General features: G+C 59.6%; 20 protein-coding genes. 6 read left to right on the top strand and 14 right to left on the bottom strand.

Features of this window, described 5'->3' with window-relative positions; genetic code table 11:
* Positions 1-13 precede the first annotated feature (13 nt).
* From AWM69_RS08480 to AWM69_RS08470, 3 genes are all read right to left on the bottom strand, one after another.
* Complete coding sequence (locus tag AWM69_RS08480; RefSeq protein ID WP_218726252.1) at positions 14-805, bottom strand: enoyl-CoA hydratase/isomerase family protein; 792 nt, start codon at positions 803-805, stop codon at positions 14-16.
* Between the two features lie 294 nt (positions 806-1099).
* Positions 1100-2512, bottom strand: a complete 1413-nt coding sequence (locus AWM69_RS08475; protein WP_218726251.1) for an amino acid permease — start codon at positions 2510-2512, stop codon at positions 1100-1102.
* Positions 2513-2723: 211 nt separating this feature from the next.
* On the bottom strand, positions 2724-4934 hold the full coding sequence (locus AWM69_RS08470; RefSeq protein ID WP_373274308.1) for an ATP-binding protein: 2211 nt from the start codon (positions 4932-4934) through the stop codon (positions 2724-2726).
* Between AWM69_RS08470 and AWM69_RS23095 the strand changes: the two genes are divergently transcribed.
* Positions 4854-5024: an AAA family ATPase gene (locus tag AWM69_RS23095; protein WP_373274307.1), complete on the top strand. Its 171-nt coding sequence runs from the start codon at positions 4854-4856 to the stop codon at positions 5022-5024. The genes AWM69_RS08470 and AWM69_RS23095 overlap by 81 nt on opposite strands.
* Here the strand turns inward: AWM69_RS23095 and AWM69_RS08465 are convergent.
* The 5 genes from AWM69_RS08465 to AWM69_RS08445 form a co-directional block, all read right to left on the bottom strand.
* Positions 4985-5761, bottom strand: coding sequence for an ABC transporter substrate-binding protein (locus AWM69_RS08465; protein WP_218726249.1), 777 nt, complete (start codon positions 5759-5761; stop codon positions 4985-4987). The genes AWM69_RS23095 and AWM69_RS08465 overlap by 40 nt on opposite strands.
* 5 nt (positions 5762-5766) lie before the next feature.
* A complete protein-coding gene (locus tag AWM69_RS08460; RefSeq protein ID WP_218726248.1) occupies positions 5767-6486 on the bottom strand; it encodes a response regulator transcription factor in 720 nt (239 codons plus the stop codon).
* Between the two features lie 91 nt (positions 6487-6577).
* Positions 6578-7225: a TetR family transcriptional regulator C-terminal domain-containing protein gene (locus AWM69_RS08455; RefSeq protein WP_218726247.1), complete on the bottom strand. Its 648-nt coding sequence runs from the start codon at positions 7223-7225 to the stop codon at positions 6578-6580.
* A 153-nt stretch (positions 7226-7378) separates the two neighbouring features.
* Positions 7379-8167 (bottom strand): class II aldolase/adducin family protein, encoded by a 789-nt coding sequence (locus tag AWM69_RS08450; protein ID WP_218726246.1) that lies wholly within the window; start codon positions 8165-8167, stop codon positions 7379-7381.
* Between the two features lie 45 nt (positions 8168-8212).
* Positions 8213-9262 (bottom strand): ABC transporter substrate-binding protein, encoded by a 1050-nt coding sequence (locus AWM69_RS08445; protein WP_218726245.1) that lies wholly within the window; start codon positions 9260-9262, stop codon positions 8213-8215.
* A gap of 212 nt (positions 9263-9474) precedes the next feature.
* Between AWM69_RS08445 and AWM69_RS08440 the strand changes: the two genes are divergently transcribed.
* From AWM69_RS08440 to AWM69_RS08425, 4 genes are all read left to right on the top strand, one after another.
* Complete coding sequence (locus AWM69_RS08440) at positions 9475-11436, top strand: FAD-dependent oxidoreductase (protein WP_218726244.1); 1962 nt, start codon at positions 9475-9477, stop codon at positions 11434-11436.
* Between the two features lie 102 nt (positions 11437-11538).
* A complete protein-coding gene (locus tag AWM69_RS08435; RefSeq protein WP_088500012.1) occupies positions 11539-12156 on the top strand; it encodes a cupin domain-containing protein in 618 nt (205 codons plus the stop codon).
* Between the two features lie 67 nt (positions 12157-12223).
* A complete protein-coding gene (locus AWM69_RS08430) occupies positions 12224-12976 on the top strand; it encodes an enoyl-CoA hydratase (protein ID WP_218726243.1) in 753 nt (250 codons plus the stop codon).
* 400 nt (positions 12977-13376) lie between these two features.
* The gene (locus AWM69_RS08425) at positions 13377-15800 is read left to right on the top strand and encodes a glucose/quinate/shikimate family membrane-bound PQQ-dependent dehydrogenase (RefSeq protein ID WP_218726242.1); all 2424 of its coding nucleotides are present in this window, start codon (positions 13377-13379) and stop codon (positions 15798-15800) included.
* A gap of 84 nt (positions 15801-15884) precedes the next feature.
* Here the strand turns inward: AWM69_RS08425 and AWM69_RS08420 are convergent, their stop codons facing one another.
* From AWM69_RS08420 to AWM69_RS08405, 4 genes are all read right to left on the bottom strand, one after another.
* Positions 15885-17432 (bottom strand): TerC family protein, encoded by a 1548-nt coding sequence (locus AWM69_RS08420; RefSeq protein ID WP_131653832.1) that lies wholly within the window; start codon positions 17430-17432, stop codon positions 15885-15887.
* Between the two features lie 449 nt (positions 17433-17881).
* Positions 17882-18079 carry a PLD nuclease N-terminal domain-containing protein gene (locus AWM69_RS08415; RefSeq protein WP_131653831.1) on the bottom strand — a complete coding sequence of 66 codons (198 nt, stop codon included), beginning with the start codon at positions 18077-18079 and terminating at the stop codon, positions 17882-17884.
* Between the two features lie 90 nt (positions 18080-18169).
* Complete coding sequence (gene xerC / locus AWM69_RS08410; RefSeq protein WP_048379771.1) at positions 18170-19015, bottom strand: tyrosine recombinase XerC; 846 nt, start codon at positions 19013-19015, stop codon at positions 18170-18172.
* Positions 19016-19216: 201 nt separating this feature from the next.
* Positions 19217-19849 carry a LysE family translocator gene (locus AWM69_RS08405; RefSeq protein WP_218726241.1) on the bottom strand — a complete coding sequence of 211 codons (633 nt, stop codon included), beginning with the start codon at positions 19847-19849 and terminating at the stop codon, positions 19217-19219.
* 147 nt (positions 19850-19996) lie between these two features.
* Here AWM69_RS08405 and AWM69_RS08400 point away from each other — a divergent pair, with 147 nt between their 5' ends.
* Positions 19997-21388, top strand: coding sequence for a PLP-dependent aminotransferase family protein (locus AWM69_RS08400; RefSeq protein ID WP_218726240.1), 1392 nt, complete (start codon positions 19997-19999; stop codon positions 21386-21388).
* Here the strand turns inward: AWM69_RS08400 and AWM69_RS08395 are convergent.
* Positions 21385-22020, bottom strand: coding sequence for a response regulator transcription factor (locus AWM69_RS08395; protein WP_218726239.1), 636 nt, complete (start codon positions 22018-22020; stop codon positions 21385-21387). The genes AWM69_RS08400 and AWM69_RS08395 overlap by 4 nt on opposite strands.
* A 3-nt stretch (positions 22021-22023) precedes the next feature.
* Positions 22024-23835, bottom strand: a complete 1812-nt coding sequence (locus AWM69_RS08390) for a PAS domain-containing sensor histidine kinase (RefSeq protein WP_218726238.1) — start codon at positions 23833-23835, stop codon at positions 22024-22026.
* Between the last annotated feature and the right edge of the window lie 27 nt (positions 23836-23862).

Here is a 23862-nt window from a genome sequence, read left to right as displayed (position 1 = left end):
GGGCGAGTCGTGCTTAATTGCCCGAAAAGACCGGGGTGCGTTTTTCCATCGCCGCCCGCAAGGCTTCAGCGCCGTCTCGACTGCGCCCACAGAGCAAACCGGCAGCCCGTTCTGCGTCCAGTTGTTCCGGCAAGCTGCGTTGAGCGCCTTCGCGCATCAGTTTTTTGGTTTGGGCAAAGGCGAACGTCGGGCCGCTGGCCAGGCGCGACGCCAGCTCAGCCGCCGCGGCCAGCAGTTGCTCATCGGCACACACTTCGCTGACCAGACCGGCCGCCAGGGCCCGGTCGGCGCCCCAGAGCTCATCGAGAAACAGCAGACGCTTGGCCTGCTCGGTTCCTATCAGGCGCGGCAGATGCCAGCTGGCACCGGCATCAGGCGAGTACGCCATGCTGGTGTAACCGGCCTTGAATCGGGCGGACTGGGCCGCAAGGCGAAAATCGCAACACAGCGTCAAGTCCATACCGGCGCCCACGGCGGTGCCATTGATGGCCGCGACAGTCGGCTTATCGAAGTGGTACAGGCAGCTCATCACGGCATGGGCGGTTTCGGTCCAGCCATAGGTTTCCAGCGCCCCGCGAGACTCGGCTTCGGCCCATTCGGCAAGGTCGGCACCCGCGCAAAAGCTGCGACCGGACCCGGTCAAAACCACAGCGCGCACAGAAGGATCGAGATTGAACTGATCGAGCAACGCGTGAAGGTTTTTCAGGGTTGGGATATCCAGCGCATTACGCTGCGGCACGCGGTTAAGCGTGATCCATGCAACGCCTGCTTCAACCTGGCTGAGCAGAGACTGTTGAGTAGTCATATGAGTCCTCTGATTGTTGTGTTTGTCATGAGGTGGGACCGACATGGCGCCATACTAAACGACTGTTCAGTAATGCGGCAATCCTGGGGCCGCTCGCCTGAAACAGCGTTAAAATCTGGCTAATTTATTGATTTATAGAAGAAAAAATTAATTGAGCGCTTCATTCCCTGAAGCGCTGTTACATCTTTGAACAACTGACTACGAGCGTGTTGCCTGCCCGGAAAAAGTCGCTGACGGGCGAGTTCGCGATAAGTGCGTGTCGCGATCCCGCCCGCGCCTGCTTTGGGTGAAGGGTCAAACGGTTTGCAGCGCCTGCGCCCGGTCGGCCTGACGTTTGCGATTGGTCAGGAAGTAAGCGCCGTAGCAAATGGCAATGAAACCAAAGCCCCAATACAGCGACGGACGCTGGGTCTCATCCAGGGCCAGAAACACGAAGAGTGAGCAGCACATGGCGATGCATAGCAGCGGCAAGAACGGGTACCACGGGGCACGGTACTTGAGATCGCTGACCTTGCCGCCAGCCTTGATATAGGCCCGGCGGAATTTGTACTGCGCCAGGGCAATCACAATCCAGGTCACGGTGCCGGACATGCCGCTCACGGCCATTAACACCATAAACAGGGTGTCAGCGGCGATGAAGCTGGTCATCAGCGACACCAGGGCAAAGCACAGCGTGATGCTCAAGGCGCGCAAGGGCACACCGCGAGAGCTCAGTGGCGACAGCATTTTCGGCGCCATCCCGGTTTTCGACATCGCCCACAGGATTCGCGTAGAGGCGTACAGCCCCGAGTTACCGACCGAGAGAATCGCCGTCAGGATCACGAAGTTCATCAGGTCAGCGGCATAAGGAATGCCGACCATGTCAAACATCTGCACAAACGGGCTTTCCATCAGCCCGGCCTGCTCCCAAGGCACGATGGCGGACAGCACCACAATCGCCAGCACATAGAAGATCAGTACGCGGAACACCACGTTGCGCACCGCTTTGGGAATGCTCTTCTCCGGCTGATCGGTTTCGCCAGCCGCCACGCCCATGATTTCGCAGCCCTGAAAGGCATACACGACGGTCATCATCACCGCGAACACTGCCGACAGGCCGTTGGGGAACAGTGAGTCACCGATCAGATTGCTCATCATGGGGGCAGGATCGCCATTGGCCAGCGGCAATGCACCGAAGATCACCAGTACACCGACGATGATAAAGCCCAGGATCGCCGCCACCTTGATCCCGGAAAACCAGTACTCCGCCTCACCAAAGGCCCGGGTTGCCAAGGCGTTCAAACCAAACAGGACCACCACAAAGAGGGCTGACCAGTACCAGATCGGGACGCTCGGGAACCAGCGCACCATCAACATGCCGGCGGCGGTGAACTCAAGGCCGACAGTGGTCGCCCAGCTCATCCAGTAAACCCAGCCGATCATAAAGCCGGTGGCAGGCCCGATGTATTTGGTGGCATGCGTCTGGAACGAGCCGGACACCGGCATTTCCACGGACAGCTCGCCCAGACAGACCATCACCAGGTACATCAGGAAACCGGCCACCAGATAGGCCAAAACTGCCCCCAAAGGCCCGCCCTGGTTGATGGTGACCCCCGACCCCATGAACAGACCGGTGCCGATTACCCCGCCCAGCGACAGCATGAAAATGTGCCGGCTTTTCAAGGCGCGGGTGAGGTGTATGCCTTTACGTTCGATTGATTCGCTCATGGCAGCACCTCTTAGTATCGGGAGAGGTGCAGGACGGATAACAGGGTGTCATCACGCAGGGAAAGATCAGCTTTACGGCAGTTCATTATTATTATCTCCAATAAGCTTCGAAGACCGCGTCCAGCGCGGTTATCCCGATTATTGGAAAGCCATGTAAGTTCGCGTTGTACACCAGGATCAAAGATGTACGAAGTCGTAACAAATTTGTATGTCAGCTGCTCAGCGTGTCTTCCAGCACCGCCAGCGAACGCTGCAATACGTGCTGGAAGTGCGGTAACAACGCCTGTATCGCTGCGCTGTCGTTGATCCGCGCTGCGGACTCAAAGCCTCGCAAGGCTTCAGCCAGGGCGCTGAACCCCAGCGAGTCGCTGCTCCCGGCCAGGCGATGGGACAGATGACTGACTTCCGTGTGGTCACCCGCTTCAATGGCCTCAATCAGCGCCCAATGGTGCTGGGCGATTGAGTCACGCAACACCCCAAGTAAACCGTTGAGCTTCTGCTCGCCGAGCAAGGTGCGATGGGTGTGCAGCAATTGCCAGTCCATCAATTCATCTGTATCGGCGGGTCCAGGGATCGGCGATTGCCCGGCCAGAATCTGCCGCAGGCTGTCGAGCTTCAGCGGCTTGGCGAGAATACCTTGCATGCCCGCGTCCAGATAAGTGCGGACCAAGGCCGGTTGCACGCTCGCGGTCAGGGCAAAAATACGACTGTGTTGATTGGGGCCGGGGGTTGTCCGGATCAGTTGGCACAATTCGACGCCACTCATTCCCGGGAGGTACACATCGAGCAGAATCAAGTCAAAGGTTTGCCTGCGGCAGATCTCCATTGCCTGCTCAGCCTCTTCACAAAGGCAGACCTGATGCCCGTCGCGTTCGAGCAAGCCCCTGACCACCTCACGATTCAACGCCACATCTTCGACCACCAGAATACTCAGCCCGTGACCCGGCAAGCTGGCAACCGGGGCAAGGGCAACAACGTGGGTGGCCGGTTGCAGGGTCAGCTCGAACCAGAAGCGGCTGCCCTGCCCCTCCTGACTGTCGACGCCAATACACCCGCCAAGGACTTCCACCAGATGCTTGCTGATCGCCAAGCCGAGTCCGGTGCCCCCATAACGCTGCCTCACGTCTTCACTGGCTTGTGTGAAGCGTTCGAAAATCTTTGCCTGAACCGCCGGCGCGATACCGATGCCATTGTCGGTCACGCTGAACCCCAGGCGCTGCCCCGGGGGTTCGGCGTCAGTGGCCAACAGCGTGACTTCAACCGTGATCTGCCCCGCCTGGGTGAACTTGATGGCATTGGCCACCAGATTGCTCAACACCTGACGCAAAAACTGTTCGGCACCCTGGCAGCGTTGTGCGATCTGCGGGTCAATCCGGGCAAGCAGTTCATTGCCATTGCTCCGGGCCAGGGGCTCCAGCAGCGTCAACACCTCATCGATCAGTTGCCTGACAGAGAAGTCGACCTGTTCCGGGTGGCTTTCGCCTTCTTCAAGGCGTGCGAAATAAAGGACTTCATTCAGAATCGTCAGCAAACCTTCGCCCGCCTTGTGCAATGCCTCCAGGCGCTTACCGTCGAGCGCTTCAAGGCGGGCGCCGCGTAGCAATTCGGCCATGCCCAGGATGCCGTTGAGTGGCGTACGCAGTTCATGACTCATGGTGGCCAGGAAGCGTGACTTGGCGAGGTTCGCCGCCTCAGCCTCCTCCTTGGCCCGCAACAGACTGGCCGTGCGCCGCTCGACCATTCTTTGCAGTTCGTCACGATTGTCCTGCAATGCCAGGCGGTCGACTTCGCGCCGGTCAATATCAATGAGGATTGCCTCACGCATGTCATCCAGCGCATGGGCCACCGTATCGATTTCGTCTTCGGTACCGCTGCGGTTCTTGTCCAGCCGCAGAGGCTCGTGCCAGTCACCGGCAGCCACTCGCCGGGCAAAATCGGCCATGACCTGCAGATGCCGGGTCACCAGACGGTAGAACAACACTGAAAGCGCGACGGCAAGCCCGCACAGGAACACGCTCATCCACAACACGCTGGCCAGCCCGGTGGCGTATAACCGCTGATGAACCGCCCCCAGGTCGATACTGACCTCCAGCTCACCCAGATGGCGAAGCTCACCGCCGGGAGGTTGATACGTCAGCTCGAAGCGCTCGATACGTAAAGGTCCGAGCGGCGATGGTTCACCTTGTACCAGTTCAAAGTCAGCACTGCTCAAGCGCACCCGGGCCACATCGGAAAAATCCACCAGCCCGCGCAGCTGCACATTCAGTTGTTCCTGGTTCAGGTCCCACAGGCTGCGCTCCAGACTTCCGAGAAACCCGGCACGAACCAGTTCCATCCGTGAATCGATATCGCGCATTTCCCGGCGGTACTCGAAATACAACTGCACGCAACTGGCCAGCACGGTGAAACACAGGCTGAACAACAGAATGAACAGCAGCAAACGGCGCACCAAGCCATTGTGGCCGGCGCGCTTCATCGGGTGTTCACCGGCAGGTTGATCATGTCCCGGTAGGTGGCTTCGCTTTCGTTCAGCCAGCGTTCAACCTCGCCGGCGTCGACCATGCGTTGCAACTCGGCATCGATTTGCGGCATGCGCTCGGCCAGGGCCGAATGGCGTGACACGGCAATGCGCAAATAATCCACGCTCAATGAGCGAGGCAGCGCCGTAATGCTTTCTGCCCCCGGCAGATGCTCAACGTAAAGCTCCCCGGTGCGCCGTTCCTGAGTAATGAAGTCAATACGCCCACGGATCAGCTTGCCGAAGTTCTGTCGACTGTCAGACACCCACTCAATATTGTTGTGCTGCATAACGAAGCGATCGAAGTCCGGCCCATAACTCTCGCCGAACAACAGGCCTCCCCGATAGTGGCCGAGGTCTTCAAGCTTTTCGAACGTCACCGGATGATTGCTATTGACGAACACGGCCACCTCTTCACGCAACACCGGCACGGTCGAAAAGCGCATGCTCTGCTCACGCTGCGCCGTGCTGTAGGCCAGCACCACATCGACACGGCCTTCGGCGGCGTCCAGCAAACAGCGTTTCCAGTTGCCCAGCACGACAATATCGACTTCATACCCGAGACGGGTAAACAGCTGCTTCACCACGGTGGGTGCCAGGCCGCGCACCTGTTTTCCGTCGCTCCAGGAGATCGGCGGGTAGACCGGATAATCGCAATAGCGAATGCGCTCGGCCGCCACGGCGCCAGTGCCGGCGGCCAGCGCCCATAACAGCCAGAGCAGCCGCAGCATGCCGATCAGGCCGCTACACTGGCGGTGAACAGATAACCGGCGCCATGAATGGTGATGATCAAGTGCGGTTTGGCGGGGTCGTCATGCAGCTTGCGCCGCAAGCGCCCGACCAGGACATCAATGGAACGGTCACTGGGCACCCATTCGCGATTGCGTATTTGATCCATCAACTGGTCGCGGCTCAGGGTATGGCCACTGTTGCGCAGAAACACATTGAGCAACTGGTACTCACCATGGGTCAGCAGCGTTTCGCCGCCCGCCTGGTCGATCAGGCGCCGACGGTCGGTGTCCAGTGCCCAGTCTGCGAACTGTTTGACTTGCTGGCGGGGCAATGGCGCTGCGGGCTCCTGCAAGGGGGCATGGCGAACCCGGCGCACCAGGTTTTTCGCCCGGGACACCAGTTCCCGTGGGCTCAGGGGTTTTATGACGTAATCATCGGCGCCGCACTCAAGGCCGACGATACGGTCAATTTCGTCGTTGCGCCCGGTAATCAGGATAATGCCGACTTCCGAACGCACACGCAGTTCGCGAGTCAGGGTCAGGCCATCCTTGCCCGGAAGGCGGATGTCGAGCATCACCAGATCGACAGCCTGCGACGCCAGGAAGGTTTCGGCCAGCTCCGCCGTGGCGGCGCAGTGCACTTCATAGCCTTCCTGCGAAAGATAAGCGTGTAGAAGTTCGCGAATCAGCGGATCGTCATCGACGATCAGTACCCGAGGTGTCATCGCTTGATGTCCTGCATGTGCCCGAAGGCGCGTTTCTTATTAGAGTTATGGGTGCATCAGTGCCAGAGAGTATCCATCGCTGAACGATCGATCAACAGCCCTTTGTCTGCAGCCGGAAGCGATGCCGGCCACCGGCTTGCAAGCCATCGACCCAGGCCTCGCAGATCTGGATGCCATTATCTGGCGTAAAGGTGCCCGGGTTGAGCCCTGACTCCAGCCACAAGCCGTCGAGCAAGGCGCTCAAGCCGATGGCGGCCAGATCGGCATCAAACCCCTCCCAGCCCTCCTCTTGCGCCAGTTGGTTGAGGATCTTGCGCAACTCGGCGCGGTATTCGCCGTAAGAGTGTTCATGGGCAAGATTGATTGCCTCAGCGGTTTTCATCGCCCCCCAGAACGCCAGCCAGGCCTCCAGCAATTGCGGGTCAAGCATCTCAGGGGAGAACGAGGCACGAAAAAAAGCCGAAAATCGTTCGCGCGCATTGGGTGCGGCCTGTTCCATTGCATCGCGCAGCAAGCTCATGACCCTGCCGGTGATCGCCATATAGGCTTCGGCGACCAGCTCATCCTTACCTGAGTAGTGATGGCTGATCAGCCCTACCGAAACCCCCGCCTCAGCCGATATTTTGCGAATCGAAGCGCCCTGAAAGCCATCGCGCTTGAGGCATACCAGCGTCGCCTCGATCAAGTTGGCCTTGCGCAACTCCGGCTCCATTCGGGAAAAACGGGTTTCCTGAGTCATTGCGGTCAATCTCCTGGATTCAGTCTTGGGGCTGAGCTCGCGACCTGTGCGGCAGCGCTGAACGACTGTACAACAAGAGCGCTGCCAGCGTCTTCAGCTCAATCTCCCGCCTCTGGACATGCATCGATCCGGGACCGTTTTCTGGCAAGCACCTCAATTCCGGTAGTCAGGCGCCACGCGCTCCAGCAATCGGAGCAAGGCGGCCCACGCCAACCCCATGGCATCCGGGTCATTCAGTTCACCCTCCTGCAACGGACGTGCGGGGTCGTTGAACTGGCGCTCGGTGTGCTCACAGACCGCCGCAGGCGGCAGAATAAGCTCACCGCAGGCTTGTGCCGCCAGTTGGATCTCGCAGGCTTTTTCCAGGTAGTACATCCGCAAGAAAGCCTGCCCCACGGTTTCACCGACAGTGAGCAAGCCGTGGTTGCGCAGGATCAATACCGATTTATCGCCAAAGTCGTGTACCAGGCGCTTCTGCTCGTCAAGATCCAGCGCAACGCCTTCATAGTCGTGATAGGCGACCCGGCCGTAGAACTCCAGGGAAATCTGATTGACCGGTAGCAACCCGCACTTCAAGGCGGCCACTGCACACCCGGCCTTAGTGTGGGTATGCAACACGCACTGCGCCTCTTCACGGGCGCGGTGAATCGCACTGTGAATCACAAACCCTGCCGGATTGACCGGGTGAGGCGACGACTCCACCTTGTGCCCCTCCAGGTTGATCTTGACCAGACTGGACGCCGTAATTTCATCAAACATCAGTCCGTACGGGTTGATCAGAAAATGATGTTCCGGCCCGGGCAGGCGCACCGAGATGTGGGTGAAAATCAGGTCGCTCATGCGAAAGTGCGCGATCAGTCGATAACAGGCGGCCAGCTCTTCGCGCAGGCGCTGTTCCGTCATGGCCTGCTCGGCAGTGACCGGGTGGGCGATCTCATTCATGGTGTTGGCTCCTCTTGCTCAGGGGATTGCGCGGACAATAGCGCCCTACCTGGATGCCCACGCGTTGAAACGCTCTTCGAGCTCTTCACCGTGATCTACCCAGAACGGTACATTCATCGGCAACGCACCCATCAGGTTCTGTGGCGAGGTCGGCACCCACCCGGCCAGTTTGGGGTCCAGTCGCGCGGCGGCCAGAGTATTGGTGGGGCCGTAAGGGATCTGCTCGACGTACTTCACTTGCGCATCGGGCTGGTTGGTAAACGCGATGAACCGTTGCGCCTGATCGACATGCCTGGAGCCTTTGATGATTGCCCAATAGTCCATGCCATACAGGCTGCCCGGCCAGACCACACCGAGGCGGCTGCCGTTCTGCACAGCGGCGGCGATGCGTCCGCTGTAGGTTGAGGTCATGACCACATCACCTGACGCCAGCCATTGCGCCGGTTGTGCGCCTGCTTCCCACCACTGGATGTAAGGCTTGAGTTCCGTCAGTTTGGCGAACGCACGGTCGACACCCGCCGGTGTGCTCAAGACCGAATACACGTCTTCGACTTTCACCCCGTCCGCGAGCAAAGCAAATTCAAGGTTATACACCGCACGTTTGCGCAGCCCGCGCTTGCCGGGGATTTTTTTGACATCCCAAAAATCTGCCCAGGAGGCAGGTGCCTGCGCGAGTTTATCGGTGTCATAAGCAATGGCCACGCTCCAGACCAGGGCTGCTGAACCACAGTCCTGAACCGCATCGGGAATCAGTTGATCCGCGTTGCCGATGGTCTTCCAGGCCAGTCGCTCGTACATGCCCTCATCGCACCCGCGCATCAGGTCCGGGCCTTCGATCTGGACTACATCCCAATCGACGCTGCCGGTGTCGACCATCACCTTGATCCGGGCCATCTCACCGTTGTATTCACTCTGGATCAACTTGCTGCCGTCTGCCGCACTGAACGGCTGAAAGAAGGCCACGTCCTGGGCTTTCTGACCGGCGCCACCATAGCCCACGACAACCATGTCCGGCGCGGCTTGTGCGCCACCCGAGCCCAAGGCAAAGGTAAGGATCAATGGAAAAAAACCATGCTTGAGTGTATTCGACTTCATCAGTGGTTCCTCATGCGGGTACTGATCAGCGGCCGCTGTCATGACCCTTTTTTATTGTTGGTGAGGTTAACCCGAGGGCCGGGTATAAACTGAAGCTACTCAAGCGATATTAAAAAACAAGTTGATTTTTTACTGAGGGTAAATTTCTATAGCGTAATAATAACAACGCCGAACACCCTGTAAACGGCTCGGCCAGCCTGGAGTACCGCACCATGTCGACTTCAAACCACGGGTTTGCGAACCTCTTCGAGCCGCTGCAGATTCGTGGCAAGCGCCTCAAGAACCGCATCATGTCCAGTGGACACGACACGTCGATGCCCACCGACAACCTGGTCAACGAACAATTGATTGCCTATCACCGGGCGCGTGCCGAAGGGGGTGCGGGGCTGATCGTACTGCAGGTGGCCGGGGTGCATGACAGCGCGCGGTATACCTCCCATGTGTTGATGGCCACCGACGACGCGTGCATCGAGGGCTACAGGAAACTGGCTGACACCTGTCATGCCCACGGCACGCTGGTGCTTTCGCAGATTTTCCATCCCGGGCGGGAAATCATGGAGTCCAGCGATGGCCTGCTGGCGGTTGCCTACTCCTCCTCAGCCGTCCCCAACGAGCGCTTTCACGTGATGCCGCGTGCGCTGGATCAGGCCATGATCGATGACATCGTCGCAGGCTACGGCGCAGCCGCCAGGCGTTTGCATCAAGCCGGCCTGGACGGTGTGGAGGTGGTCGCCAGCCATGGTTATCTGCCTGCGCAATTCATCAACCCGCGGATCAATCAACGCACCGACGGTTACAACGGCGACCTGGAACAGCGCCTGCGATTTTTGCGTGAAGTCATCGCAGCCGTGCGTGCCAACACCGATGACCAGTTCATCATCGGCATGCGCATCTCCGCCGACGAGCGCGATGCCGAAGGCCTGACTGAAGACGAATCGCTGGCGGCGGTGAAATCATTGCAACATCAGCTGGATTACATCCACATCGTCGCGGGCACCTCGGCCTCTCTGGCCGGTGCGGTACACATCGTGCCGCCAATGGCCATCGAACCGGCTTATCTGGCCAAGGAAGCCGGAACGTTCAAGGCCAGCCTGTCGATTCCATTGTTTGTCACCGGACGGATCAACCAGCCACAGGAAGCCGAACTGATCATTGCCCGCGGTCAGGCCGATGTGTGCGGCATGACCCGCGCACTGATCTGCGACCCGCAAATGCCGAACAAGACCGATGCAGGACGCAGCGAGGATGTGCGGGCCTGTATTGCCTGTAATCAGGCGTGCATCGGGCATTTCCACAAAGGCCTGCCAATCTCCTGTATCCAGCACCCGGAAACGGGTCGGGAGTTGATATTCGGCTCAGTGCAGCCGACCGTAAAACGTAAACGCATCATGATCGCAGGTGGCGGGCCCGCCGGGATGAAGGCGGCAGCCATCGCCGCCGAACGCGGGCATGACGTCACACTCTACGAAGCCAGCTCGCAACTGGGTGGGCAAGTCTTGCTGGCACAACTGCTGCCCCGGCGCAGTGAGTTCGGCGGAGCCAGCACCAATTTGCAGCGGGAAATGCAACTGGCCGGCGTACGTGTCGTGCGCAACACCCGCGTGGATCGCGCGCTGGTCGAGCGCGAAAGACCGGATCTGGTCATCGTGGCAACCGGTGCAGAACCTTACTGGCCGGCCTTTGAACGCGGCGGCGAACTTCAAGTGGTGGATGCCTGGCAGGTATTGCGCGACGAGGTCAAACCCGGCCGCTCAGTGCTCGTGGTCGATTGGCGCTGTGACTGGATCGGCCCCGGCATCGCCGAACGCCTGATGCGCGCCGGCCATCAGGTGCAACTGGCCGTCAACGGTACCCATTGCGGGGAAAACCTGCCGCTGTACGTACGTGATCAACTGGCGGGCGAGCTGCATCGACTGGGCATTCCAATCACGCCCTATGCGCGTCTTTACGGTTGCGATGACAGTACGGTGTACCTGCAACACACCGCCAGCGGCGAGCCGATGCTGTTTGAGCAAATCGACACGCTAGTCCTGTGCCAGGGCCACCAGCCCGTGGATACCCTGGGCGCGGAACTGCAGGGGCTGGTGGAGTTTCGCCGCATCGGCGACTGCCTCGCACCGCGTACCGTCGAAGAAGCCATTTATGAAGGATTGAAGGTTGCCTGGGAGCTTTGACGCTGCTTTATACTCCGGGCCTTTGTCAGCATCGTCGCAGACATACCCTCTTCAGGCTGAGCGCTTCAACGCGTTCAGCCCAGACTCGGTTCGGAGCATGCAATGAGCAATAGCAGCAAACTGCCGCCGGGCTGCACCGCGCCCGTCAAACAGGGCGGCGCAACAGAGCCGCACTTCCTCGGCACGCGGATTCGCGGCCTGCGCAAGCGCAGGGGCATGACGCTGACCGCCCTGGCAGAAATGAGCGAACTGACAGCGGGTTATATCAGCCAGCTTGAACGCAATCTGGCCTATCCCTCCATTCCGGCGCTGTTCAATATCGCCCGAAGCCTGGGGGTCACCATTCAATGGTTTTTCGCCAGCGAAGCGGGCTCAGCGCCCGAGGACAGTGGCTACGTGGTACGCAAGAACAGCCGCATGAGCGTGCATTACGAGGACGGTATCGTTGACCAGTTACTGACCCCGCAGCCCAATCGTCAGCTGGAAATCCTGCACTCGCGGTTCCCGCCCGGCACTTACAGTCAACAAAGCTACAGCCATGAGGGTGAAGAAGCCGGGTACCTGCTCACTGGCAGTTTTGAGTTGTGGGTCAGCGACCGGCATTTCCAGCTCAATGAAGGCGACAGTTTCAGCTTTTCCAGCCAGGAACCGCACCGTTACGGCAATCCCGGCGAGGTCGATGCCGTGGTGATCTGGATCATCACCCCACCGACCTTTTGACCTGCACAACAATAAAAAAACTGCCGGAACCCGGTGTCCGGCCAGTGAATCCAGAAAAGGCAGCCCGATGAACCCTGTGATCCTGAGCACTCAAAACGACGCCGTGTTGACCCTGACCCTCAACCGCCCGGACAAGCTCAATGCCCTGAGCAACAGCATGTACACCCGTCTGGCCGACCTGCTGCTTGCCGCTGACGAAGATCCCGATGTCCGCGCGATCATCATCACCGGGGGCGAACAGTGCTTCACCAGTGGCAATGACCTGCAGGACTTTCTCCAAGACCCGCCGACCCATCTGGACAGCCCGGCGTTCCGTTTCATGCAGGCGGTCATCCATCTGGAAAAACCGCTGATTGCAGCGGTCTGCGGCGCCGCCATTGGCATCGGCACCACCCTGCTGCTGCATTGCGATCAGGTGCTGATCACCCGTAATGCCAAGCTGCGCATGCCTTTCGTACACCTTGGATTGTGCCCGGAATTCGGTGCCAGTCTTCTGCTACCGCGCATGCTGGGTCATGCCAGAGCGGCTCGGTTGCTGCTGTGGGGCGACGCCCTGGACGGTACCCAAGCAGTGGCCCTGGGCTTGGCCAATGAAGTGCTGGACGACGGCGAACAATGCCTGGCTGCCGCACAGCATATAGCCGAGCGACTGCTGGCCCTGCCGCACGAGGCCCTGTTGCAGACCAAGCGTTTGCTTAAACAGCCCGTGATGAAAGAACTGGAAGACACCCTTCGCAGGGAAAACTTGCTGTTTATCGAGCGTCTGAACAGCCACGAGGCCAAAGCGGCACTGAACGCCATGCTGCAACGTATCCGGTGACGCAGATATAGCCGGGACAGACCCATGACGTCCCGGCCCGTCATTGCACTTGAGTCGCCCCTGCCGGCCTTCTCGATTCTCGCCATTGCCTTGTCCCGCTGATAAACCCGCCACGGGTGTGCAGCCTGGATTATTACGGCTGCCACAAAAGTCCTTCCTGCCCCCCTGTCGGCGGACAATTTGTCGCAGCCGTCGTTTTTTTGATATTCTGGCAAAACTAACCATTTAGTTAACAATGTGACTGCGTACTGACGATCATCCGTTTTCCCGTTAAGACGGACTCCAGCGACCCAGCCACCCTTCTCGTTTTGTCCGGGAAACAGCTATACCTGATTAAGGATCAAGTCTGTTTGCCTGCAACCTCCCCCACAACGTTCATGCATCAGTAGGGTCATGCACCATGATTAACTCTCAACCTTCGGCATCTGCAAGCCGCTGGCCCGTTCGGGTCGTCGCCTTGGGCGTGCTGGTATTCGGATTGCTCTTCACCGCCGGTGGCGGTTACCTGGCGACGCTCGGAGGCAGTCTGTACTTCCTGCTCGCGGGCCTGGTCATGATTGCCTCCTCCATACTGCTCTTCAAACAGCGCGTGTCGGGCGCCTGGCTATTTGCAGCCGTCATGCTTGCCTCCGTCCTCTGGGCCCTGGTCGATGCCGGCCTGGTCTTCTGGCCGCTGGTCTCTCGCCTGTTCGCCTTGGGCGTATTGAGCCTGCTGGTGGCGCTGGTTTATCCGACGCTGCGCAAGGCAAACGGCTTGCAGCCCGGCATGGGTGGATATGCCCTGAGCGCGGTGCTCGCCGTGGCGATGGCCGCGGGTGTCTGGGGCATGTTCCAGCCTCACGCCACCGTTTCGGCAACCGGTGATGGCCCTGGCCTGACCAAGGTTGATCCGGCTAATGCGCAGAAAGACTGGGCGCACTATGGCAATGACGAAGGTGGCAGCCGCTTTGCCGCGCTGGATCAAATCAACCGCGAAAACGTTTCCACGCTGGTGCCTGCCTGGACTTACCAGACCGGTGACATTGCCCTGAGCGACGGCAATGGCGCGGAAGACCAACTGACCCCGCTGCAAGTGGGCGATAAGGTCTTTATCTGCACACCGCACAACAATCTCATCGCGCTGGACGCCGACACCGGCAAAGAGCTGTGGAAAAACCAGATCAACGCCAAATCCGCGGTATGGCAACGTTGCCGCGGTATGGCTTACTTTGACGCCTCGGCGCCTATCGCTGCGCCTACCGATGGCAGCCTTCCTGCCGCAGCAGTAACGGTTGCACCCGGTGCTGCTTGCCAGCGTCGGCTGCTGACCAACACCATTGATGCCCGTCTGATTGCTGTCGATGCTGACACCGGCAAGTTCTGCGAAGACTTTGGCAACAATGGCCAGGTCGACCTGAAAGCCGGTCTGGGCAATGTCCCAGATTCCTACTACCAGTTGTCGTCGGCACCGCTGATGGCGGGCACCACGGTCGTGGTGGGTGGCCGCGTCGCCGATAACGTTCAGAGCGATATGCCGGGTGGCGTGATCCGTGGTTTCGACGTGGTCACGGGTGCCATGCGCTGGGCCTTTGACCCGGGTAACCCGCAAGACAAACAAGCGCCAACCGGCGACAAGACCTACGTACGCAGCACGCCTAACAGCTGGGCACCGATGTCTTATGACCCGCTGATGAACACCGTGTTCTTGCCCATGGGCAGCTCGTCCACGGACATCTACGGCGTAGACCGGACTGCACTCGACCACAAATACGGGGCTTCGATCCTGGCCCTGAACGCCACCACCGGTGAGGAAAAGTGGGTTTACCAGACCGTGCACAACGATCTGTGGGACTTCGACCTGCCGATGCAACCCAGCCTGATCGACTTCACCAAATCTGACGGCAACACCGTGCCTGCCATTGTTATCGGCACCAAGGCCGGGCAGATTTTTGTGCTCGATCGTCACACCGGCCAACCATTGACCACCGTTGAAGAAGTGCCGGTCAAAGCGTCCAATATTCCCAATGAACCGTACTCGCCGACCCAGCCAAAATCTGTCGGCATGCCGCAAATCGGTGCGCAAACACTGACCGAATCGGACATGTGGGGCGCGACGCCGTTCGACCAGATGCTGTGCCGCATCTCGTTCAAAAAAATGCGCTACGACGGTTTGTACACCGCACCGGGCACTGACGTGTCCTTGAGCTTCCCTGGCTCGCTGGGCGGGATGAACTGGGGCAGTCTGTCGACGGATCCGGTCCACGGCTTCATCTTTGTCAACGACATGCGCCTGGGTCTGTGGGTCCAGATGGTGCCGCAGGAAAAAGATGCCAAGGCCTCTTCGGGTGGCGAAGCGCTGAACACGGGCATGGGTGCAGTACCGCTCAAAGGTACGCCGTATGCGGTCAACAAGAACCGCTTCCTGTCGATCGCCGGTATTCCGTGTCAGGCCCCGCCTTTCGGCACCTTGACCGCAATCGACATGAAAACCCAAAAAATCGCCTGGCAGGTTCCGGTCGGTACGGTCCAGGACACCGGCCCGCTGGGTGTCAAAATGCACCTGCCGTTGCCGATCGGCATGCCAACCCTGGGAGGCACGCTGTCGACACAAGGCGGCCTGGTGTTTATCGCCGGCACTCAGGACTACTACCTGCGTGCGTTCAACTCGGCCAACGGTGAAGAAGCCTGGAAAGCCCGTTTGCCCGTCGGCAGCCAAGGCGGTCCCATGACCTATGTTTCGCCTAAAACCGGCAAGCAATACGTGGTCATCACCGCCGGTGGTGCTCGCCAGTCCGCTGATCGCGGTGATTATGTGATTGCTTACGCGCTGCCTGACAGCCAGTAACAGCCCTTAGCACCTGCAATAAAAAGACCCGCTGTCACCTTTACGGTAACAGCGGGTCTTTTTTTGTCTTTCACTGCGCAGGGATTACAACGCAGACAGCAGCACCCTCTTCACCCGACGCTCTTCGACTTCGGTCACTGTCAGGCGCCAGCCTTCCCAGATCAGCGTGTCACCGATGGTCGGCAGCCGATCCAGCAGGCTCATGACCATCCCGGCGAGGGTCTGGTAGTCATCCGTAGCGCTGGCCGGAAAACCGGTCTGCTGGCGCACCTGACTCAGGTTCAGGCCGCCGCTTACCAGGTAGCCGTCTTCCCGGGACACGATGTTCGGGCCCTCGATCTCACTGGCATCCGGCAATTCGCCCGCAATGGACTCAAGGATGTCGGTCATGGTCAGGACACCGATAAAGTCGCCAAACTCGTTGACCACGAACGCAATGTGCGTCGACTCCTTGCGCATCTGTTCCAGGGCATTGAGGATCGTGAAACTCTCCAGCAGGTTGAGAGGCTTGCGCGCCATGGCTTCCAGATCCGGTTCATGACCCGCCAACAGCTCTTTCAACAGTTCTTTTTTGTGAACAAAGCCCAGCGGTTCATCGATGCCCCCTTCCCGAATCAACGGCAATCTGGAATAGGAGGAATGCATCAGCTTCTCGCGAATCACCTCTGCAGGATCCGACAGGTCGATGTAGTCCACCTCGCCCCGCGGGGTCATGACACCGCGAATCGGTCGCTCCGCCAGTTGCAGAACACCGCTGATCATGATGCGTTCGCGGCGATGGAAAACCTGCTCGTCTTCGCTACCCTCCATCAGGTCGGCAATGTCTTCGCCGACTTCATCCGTATTCAACTGGCGACCGCCCAGCAAGCGCATGACCGCATGAGCCGTGCGTTCGCGCATCGGGCGCAGCCCCTGCAGGCTTTTCTTGCGGCGCAGGCGCGCAAGCTGGTTAAGCAACTCGATCAGGATCGAGAAGCCGATGGCCGCATACAGATAGCCCTTCGGAATATGGAAGCCCAGGCCCTCGGCCGTGAGGCTGAAGCCGATCATCATCAGGAAGCCCAGGCAAAGCATGATCACGGTCGGGTGACTGTTCACGAAGCGAGTCAACGGTTTGCTGGCCAGGATCATCAGGCCGATGGAGAACACCACCGCAATCATCATCACCGACAGATGTTCGACCATGCCCACGGCAGTAATGACCGCATCCAGCGAAAACACTGCGTCCAGTACCACGATTTGGGCAACGATCGGCCAGAACATGGCATAGCCCATCGAGCCCGTACGCTCGGTTACGTGGCCTTCGAGTCGTTCATGCAGTTCCATGGTGGCTTTGAACAGCAAAAACAGACCACCGAAGAGCATGATCAGGTCTCGTCCCGAGAACACCTTGTCAAACACCTCGATCAGAGGCTGAGTCAGGGTCACCATCCAGGAAATACTGGCCAGCAGGCCCAGACGCATGATCAACGCCAGGGACAGACCAATGACGCGGGCGCGGTCACGTTGCTCGGGCGGCAGTTTGTCCGCCAGGATGGCAATAAACACCAGGTTATCGATGCCGAGCACCAGCTCCAGCACAATCAGGGTCAGCAGGCCAAGCCAGGCCGTGGGATCAGCAATCCATTCCATAGATAATTATTCGCTCTCTCGAAGGTTCAGGCCGAACGTTTGCCACGCGCAAGCGAACATTTCCCGACTCGAAGGCATTCGATTCAGGGGCATGGTATTCGGCGAAATGGACAAGGGTACGTCGGGGGATATCAGGCTTGGAAAGCGTGACACAGGCTCGATGACGGCGATCAAGCGAAGCGTGGCGACTGATGGGTAGCCGCGACTGGGAGGTTCCAGGAGGGTGTTCATACAAACCTTTAGTGGATTGGGGATGCAATCCTACTTCGATTTTTATCCGGCTAAACAAGGATAGTTATTACAAGGTTTTACATCCATAAGCCCCCCAGCGATGAATCGACGCTTCGACCAGCGGTCATGCCCGTGACCGCCACACCCGGGCGACGATCGCTGGAGGGCCCTGTCAGGAATACCTCGACATTGCTGCCCCGCTCAAGCGGGGCACTGGATCACGAGGTTTGCGTCTCGGGTTTGGGCCCCGCCACCCACCACGCCAGCATGCCGAACAGCGGCACGAATATAATCACCGCCATCCACATGCAACGACTGTTCTTCGACGCACCGCTTCTGAGGGCGCTGCGGATGGCCCAGAATTCGGCCAGCAACAGGATGACTGCGAGTGCGATCCAGATGTATTCGGTTTGCATGCTTCACCTCCAAAGTTGTAAAGCTTTAGGTGAGGTCATGGCGTGAGGGTTCAGTAAATTTTGACCGGCAACCCGCCGGGCAGACACCGATCACAATATAAAACGATCAGTTGCATTGCGCCGCTCGTTGTCATCACGCATGTCATAGCTGACGGTGGTGGCGATGTTGGCGTGGTGCGCCAGCTTTTGTGCAATTGACACGTCGTACTCCTCGATCACCCGCGTAATGAACGAGCGCCGGAAGTCGTGGGGCATGATATTGACCCCGACCTGCTTGCCCCGTTGTTTGGCGATGTAGTAAATCGCATGTTTGGTGATGCGTTCACGGGTGATGTGATTGCCGCGGCGGATGCGATTGAACAAGAAGTCATCATCGCTGACCCCTTGCGGGAGATTATCCCGGCGGAAGGTCAGCCACGCTTCGAGCTTCTCGAAGGCCCAGGCGGGGGCAAACTTGATCAGCTCCTTGTTGCCCTTGCCCAGCACTTGCAAGCTGCGTTCTGCAACATTGACCTGGCTCAGGTCCATGTTCACCGATTCTGACTTGCGCATCCCGGAGCCATACAGGATGGCAATAATCGCAGCGTCTCTGAGACCCTGCGGCCGCGGGTCTGCGGCACAGACATCCATCAGTTCCCGAATCAGGGTGCGGCGCAGGTTGCGGCCCTTGGAAAGGCGCGTCCCGCCGCCCGCCTTCACCGCACGGATTTTCAGCAAGTGATCCTGAGTGATCAGGCTTTGCTGCCAGGCCTGATTCATCACGCCGCGAATGGCATTCACATACAACGATGAGGTGTTGGGGGCGTAACCGTCAGTGCGCAGCGTAGCCACCAGGGCCGTGATATGCCCCGGCTGCAGCTCGTGCCAGGGAAACTCATCGATCGCCACATCTTCGACGCCCAGTCGATCCGCTGCGTCCTGGAGTACGTAGCGCATGGTCTGACGGCTTGAGGGCGCAAGTCGCTCAAGATAGAGCGCAACAGGTGCCTGGACCTGATGTAACTGGACAGTTGAAGGCTGCGGGGCGACGGAGTGATGACTCGACAAAACCAATCTCGATACGGGCAGAAACACGTCTCAATATAACCTATGACAGCCTGTTTCCCGTGCACTTAAAGCGTTTTGGCTCAACCCCGATCAAAATCCCCGCGCCAGCATCAACGCGACGCCCAGCAACATCACCGCTGTAGCCCTGCGCAATAACACCTGGCGGGCCGGGCTTTGCAGGACGCGGCGAATGCGCTGGCCGAAATAGCAGTAGAGGCAGCCACTGGCAAATTGCAACAACAGAAAGGCCAGCCCCAGCAGCGCCACATCCAGCGCCCGTGTATCACCACCCTGCCCGGCAAACTGTGGAAACACCGCGCTGAACATGACGATGGTTTTCGGGTTGGAAAAACCGGTCAGCAAGCCTTTGCCAAAACGCCCCTTGAAACTGTCCTGGACTGCGGTAGCAGGGTTATCAAGCGCCAGACCCGGGCTGGTCCACTGCCGGTAGGCCAGGTACAGCAGGTAAGCCACGCCGATGTACTGAATGGCCCGGCTGATCAGTGGATTGCCCTTCACCAGCTCAGCGAAACCGACAGCAAAAATCAGGATCGAAACCAGATACGCCACGCTGGCGCCAAGTTGCACAGGCATTGAGCGCTTCAGGCCCTCCTGCATGCCCAGTCCCATCAACAACAGGGTCATGGGGCCTGGACTGAAGGTCATCGTGGCGCAGAACAGCAAAAAGTAAGTAAACGAAGCAAGTGTCAGTTGGGTGGTCATGGCGCGCCGTACATCCTGATCTGATCGCTCGAACACACGCGAGCGGTCACGCAGTCTAGCCAGCAGGTGTCAGCCTGGGCAGATCAAGCACACGCCGACTTGACCGACCTTTACTGGTAGCATGACCGGTCAAGTACGAGGTCCTGCATGCACATACCCACCCTGCTGTTCCAGCCTGGCAAATCCAAGGTTCAACAGATTGTCGAATGCCTGAACGACGCCATCGATCAGGGCCTGCTGGTTCCCGGCAGTAAACTGCCCTCAGCCCGGGAAATGACGCAGGCCTGGGGCGTGAGCAAATTCACCTTGATTGAAGCGCTGGATCGCCTGCGCGGACAAAATCGCATCACCTCGAGCCAGGGCCTTGGCTACTTTGTCGCGGCCAGGTCGGTGCAGCCGCAAACCAGCGGACTTGACCTGCTGCCGCAAGACCTGACCAGCATCTTGCGCCGTTCCCTGATTGGCGCCAGCGGTTCCATGCGTCCGGGTGGCGGGCATTTGCCCGAAAGCTGGCTGGAGTCCAGTTCCATGCGCGCCAGCGTGCGTCAAATTGCCGGCTCTGCTTCCTTGCAACTGACGGGTTATGGCGACCCGAGCGGTTACTTGCCCTTGCGCCAGGCCCTGCAGCACAAGCTGGCAGGGCAAGGCATCGAAGTGCCCGTGGAGCAGATCATCACCACCGCCAATACCGTGCATGCCCTGGACATGCTTCTGCGGTTGCGCCTGCGACCCGGGGATTGCGTGCTGCTCGATGCGCCCTGCTATTTCAACTTTCACGCCAATCTGGCATTGCATGGTGCCCGTGTGGTCACCCTTGAGCGCAGCGCACAAGGGCTGGACCTGCAAGCACTGGAACAGCTGCTGATCGAACAGCGCCCGCGCCTGTATGTGACCACCAGCCTGCTGCACAACCCGACCGGCCACTCCTTTACCCCAAGTCAGGCCTACGGGCTGCTGGAATTGCTCAAGCGCCATGACTGCCACATCATCGAAGACGACCTCTATGGCGACTTGCACCCCAACCCGCCTCCGCGCCTTGCCGCCCTGGCCGGGATAGACCAGGTGACGTACCTGAGTGGTTTCTCCAAAACCCTGAGTGCCAATCTGCGCATGAGCTTTGTGGTCGCCGCACCGCAAGTGGCGGCCAACCTCACGCAAATGAAGCTGATGTGCGGTGGCATTACCTCGCAAATGCTTGAACAGGTGGTCACGTCGATGCTCAACGATGGCAGTTATCACAAGCATCGCAAACGGGTGATGCAAGGCCTGCAAGCCGCCGGCCCGCGAGTGGCCGACTGGTTGCAGGGGCTCGGGTTCGAGTTGAGCGGCCCCTATCAGGGCGGGATGTTTATCTGGGCCTCGCTGCCCCCGGGATTTGATGCCGAGGAACTGGCCCGCACCGCACTGACCCGGGATCTGGTGCTCGCTCCCGGCAGTCTGTTCGGCGTTGAACCGGGTTTACGCCAATCACTGCGCTTTAACGTGGCCTGCACTGACAACCCGCAGGTCATGGCGGCCGTAGAGGCCTTGCTCGCTTAACCCAGCTTGAGCGGATCGACCAGCCCCGCAGCGATGGCCATGCCCACCAGATCCGGCAAGTGCCGGGCCTGCATGCGGGTCATGACCCGGGCCCGGTACAGGTCGATAGTCTTGGGGCTTACCCCCAGTTGTCCGGCCATTTCGCGGGTGGTGTAGCCCTTGACCAGCGGCAAGAGCACATCGCGTTCACGGGGCGTCAAGCTGTGCAGGCGCGCCTCAAGCTCGGTGTGTTCCTGACTGGCGGCCTGCTGGGCATTACCGCCGCTGAGCGCCTGCTGCACACTGTCGAGCAGTAACTGCTGGTTATAGGGCTTTTCGATAAAGTCATGGGCACCGGCCTTGAAGGCACGAACCACGATAGGCACGTCGGCGTGCCCGCTGACAAAAATCACCGGCATGGTGATGCCACGCTCGCGCAAAGCCTGCTGCACATTCAGCCCGCCCATGCCCGGCATGCGGATATCCAGTACCACGCAGGCACTGCGTACCGGATCACAGGCTTCCAGAAATGCCTGCCCGCTGGTGAATGGCAGCGCAGCCAGCCCCACAGATTCCAGCAGCCAGACGGTCGAGTCGAGCATGCCCTGATCGTCGTCGACCACATACACCACCGGTTGCATCGGGATTGCCATAGGTTAGCGACCTTCTTCCTGTGAATTGAGTGAAGTCATCAGCGGCAAGCTGCAGCACATCAACAAGCCGCTTGGTTGTGGACAGGCCTCGAGTTCGCCGCCAAAGCCTTCGATGATACTGCGGCTCATTGACAACCCCAGCCCCAGCCCTTGCGGTTTGCTGGTGTAAAACGGCGTGAAGAGTTGCTCAAGCTGGTCGGCACTGACGCCGGGGCCTTGATCCTGCACGCGGATCTGCAACCCGCCAGTGGCGAGTGGCTGGACCTGCAATGCAATACGCGAAGGTTGCCCGGGATGTTGCTCTGCGTTGGCGTCAATGGCGTTGCGCAACAGGTTGAGCAACACCTGCTCCAGTAATACCCGATCGGCATACACCCGGGGCACGTTTTCCGGCCAGTGCAGGTCAATGCTGACCTGCTGCTCACGCGCCTCCCAGGCACACAGGTTCACGGCCTGGCGGGCCACCTCGCTGACATCCAGCGCTTGCAGATGACGGTGACCCTTGCGCAGAAAACCACGCAGGCGCTTGATCACTTCCGAGGCATGGTTGGCGTGCAGATTAATCCGCGCCAACCCCTGGGCAACCCGCTCGACAGCGTCGGGATTGCTGTCCAGGGTTTGCAAATAACGCTGGCTGGCATTGGCGTAATTCACCACGGCTGCCAGCGGCTGATTGATTTCATGGGCAATTCCCGAGGCCAGCTCACCGAGGGTGACCAACCGCGCTGTATGGGCCATTTCATCTTGATGATGACGCTGCTCGGCTTCACGCAACTCGCGCTCACGCATGTCACGGGCCACCAGCGAGAAAAACCGCTCGCCGGCGGTGGAGCGATGCGCCAGCAGCAATAATGACACCGGCACGGAGGGCTCGCCGTTCAAGGGTTGCAGACGCGTCTCGGTGGTCCACAGGCCTTCTTGTTCCGCGTGGCGCCAGCCGATGGTTTCCAGGCGGGCAAGGTCATGCGGATTCAAAAACGCCGCCAGCGCGGGCATGCCGGCCGTCGCCGGTACCCCGAGCATGCGCCGGGCCGCCGGATTCAGGTAAGACACACCCCCTTGCGGGTCGATAAACAACACAGGATCCGGATTGGCCTCCACCACCTCGGCCAGGCGCCGCTTGTTCTCTTCAGCCTGAACCCGTGCGGTGATGTCACGCGACACGCTGACCACCTCGACCACCGCCCCGGTGTAGGTTTCACGGATCGCGCGGCTGGCTGTCTCAAACCACAGGTAATGCCCGGCCTGATGACGAATGCGGTAAGTCATGGTGTGATACCCGTCGAGTTCCAGCGCATCCCGGGCCTGGCGCATCACGCACGCCAGATCATTGCGATGGAACAGGCGTTGCGCCAGGCTGCCGCGCAATGCCTCAGGCCAATACCCAAGCAGCGTCCAGGAGGCCGGGGACGCATCCAGAAAGCGCCCGTCGGGCGTGTGCCGCGAGATCAGGTCCGTGGTGTTCTCGGTGATCAATCGATACAGACGCCGGGCCCTGGCCGCATCGCGCTCTGCCAGCAACTCAGCACTGGCCTCACGCCCGCGCGCTACAACGCATTGATTGTCCAGGTCAGGGATCAATGTCCAGAGCCATACCTGATCGTTGTAGTGAGCTTCCACCTGCTCAATCGCCCGGGCCTGTTGCAGACATGCGCGCACCAGCGCCGGCAAATTTCCCGGCAGCCATGCGCGGACACTGCACAACGGGTCGCCGGCCAGCAGGCGCGACAAGGCAGGATTGGCCACCCGTGGCGATGCGTCTGCATCCAGCACAACAGACGGTTGAGGGTCGTGCGTCATCAGGGAAACAGGCATGGGAGTTCCTGGAGAATGTGCGAGCAT

It is taken from the genome of Pseudomonas sp. D1HM (genome assembly GCF_019266105.1).
In the GTDB taxonomy this organism is placed as follows: domain Bacteria; phylum Pseudomonadota; class Gammaproteobacteria; order Pseudomonadales; family Pseudomonadaceae; genus Aquipseudomonas; species Aquipseudomonas taetrolens.
Note: the sequence above shows the minus strand (reverse complement) of the source record. Positions and strands in the feature narration are given on the sequence as shown.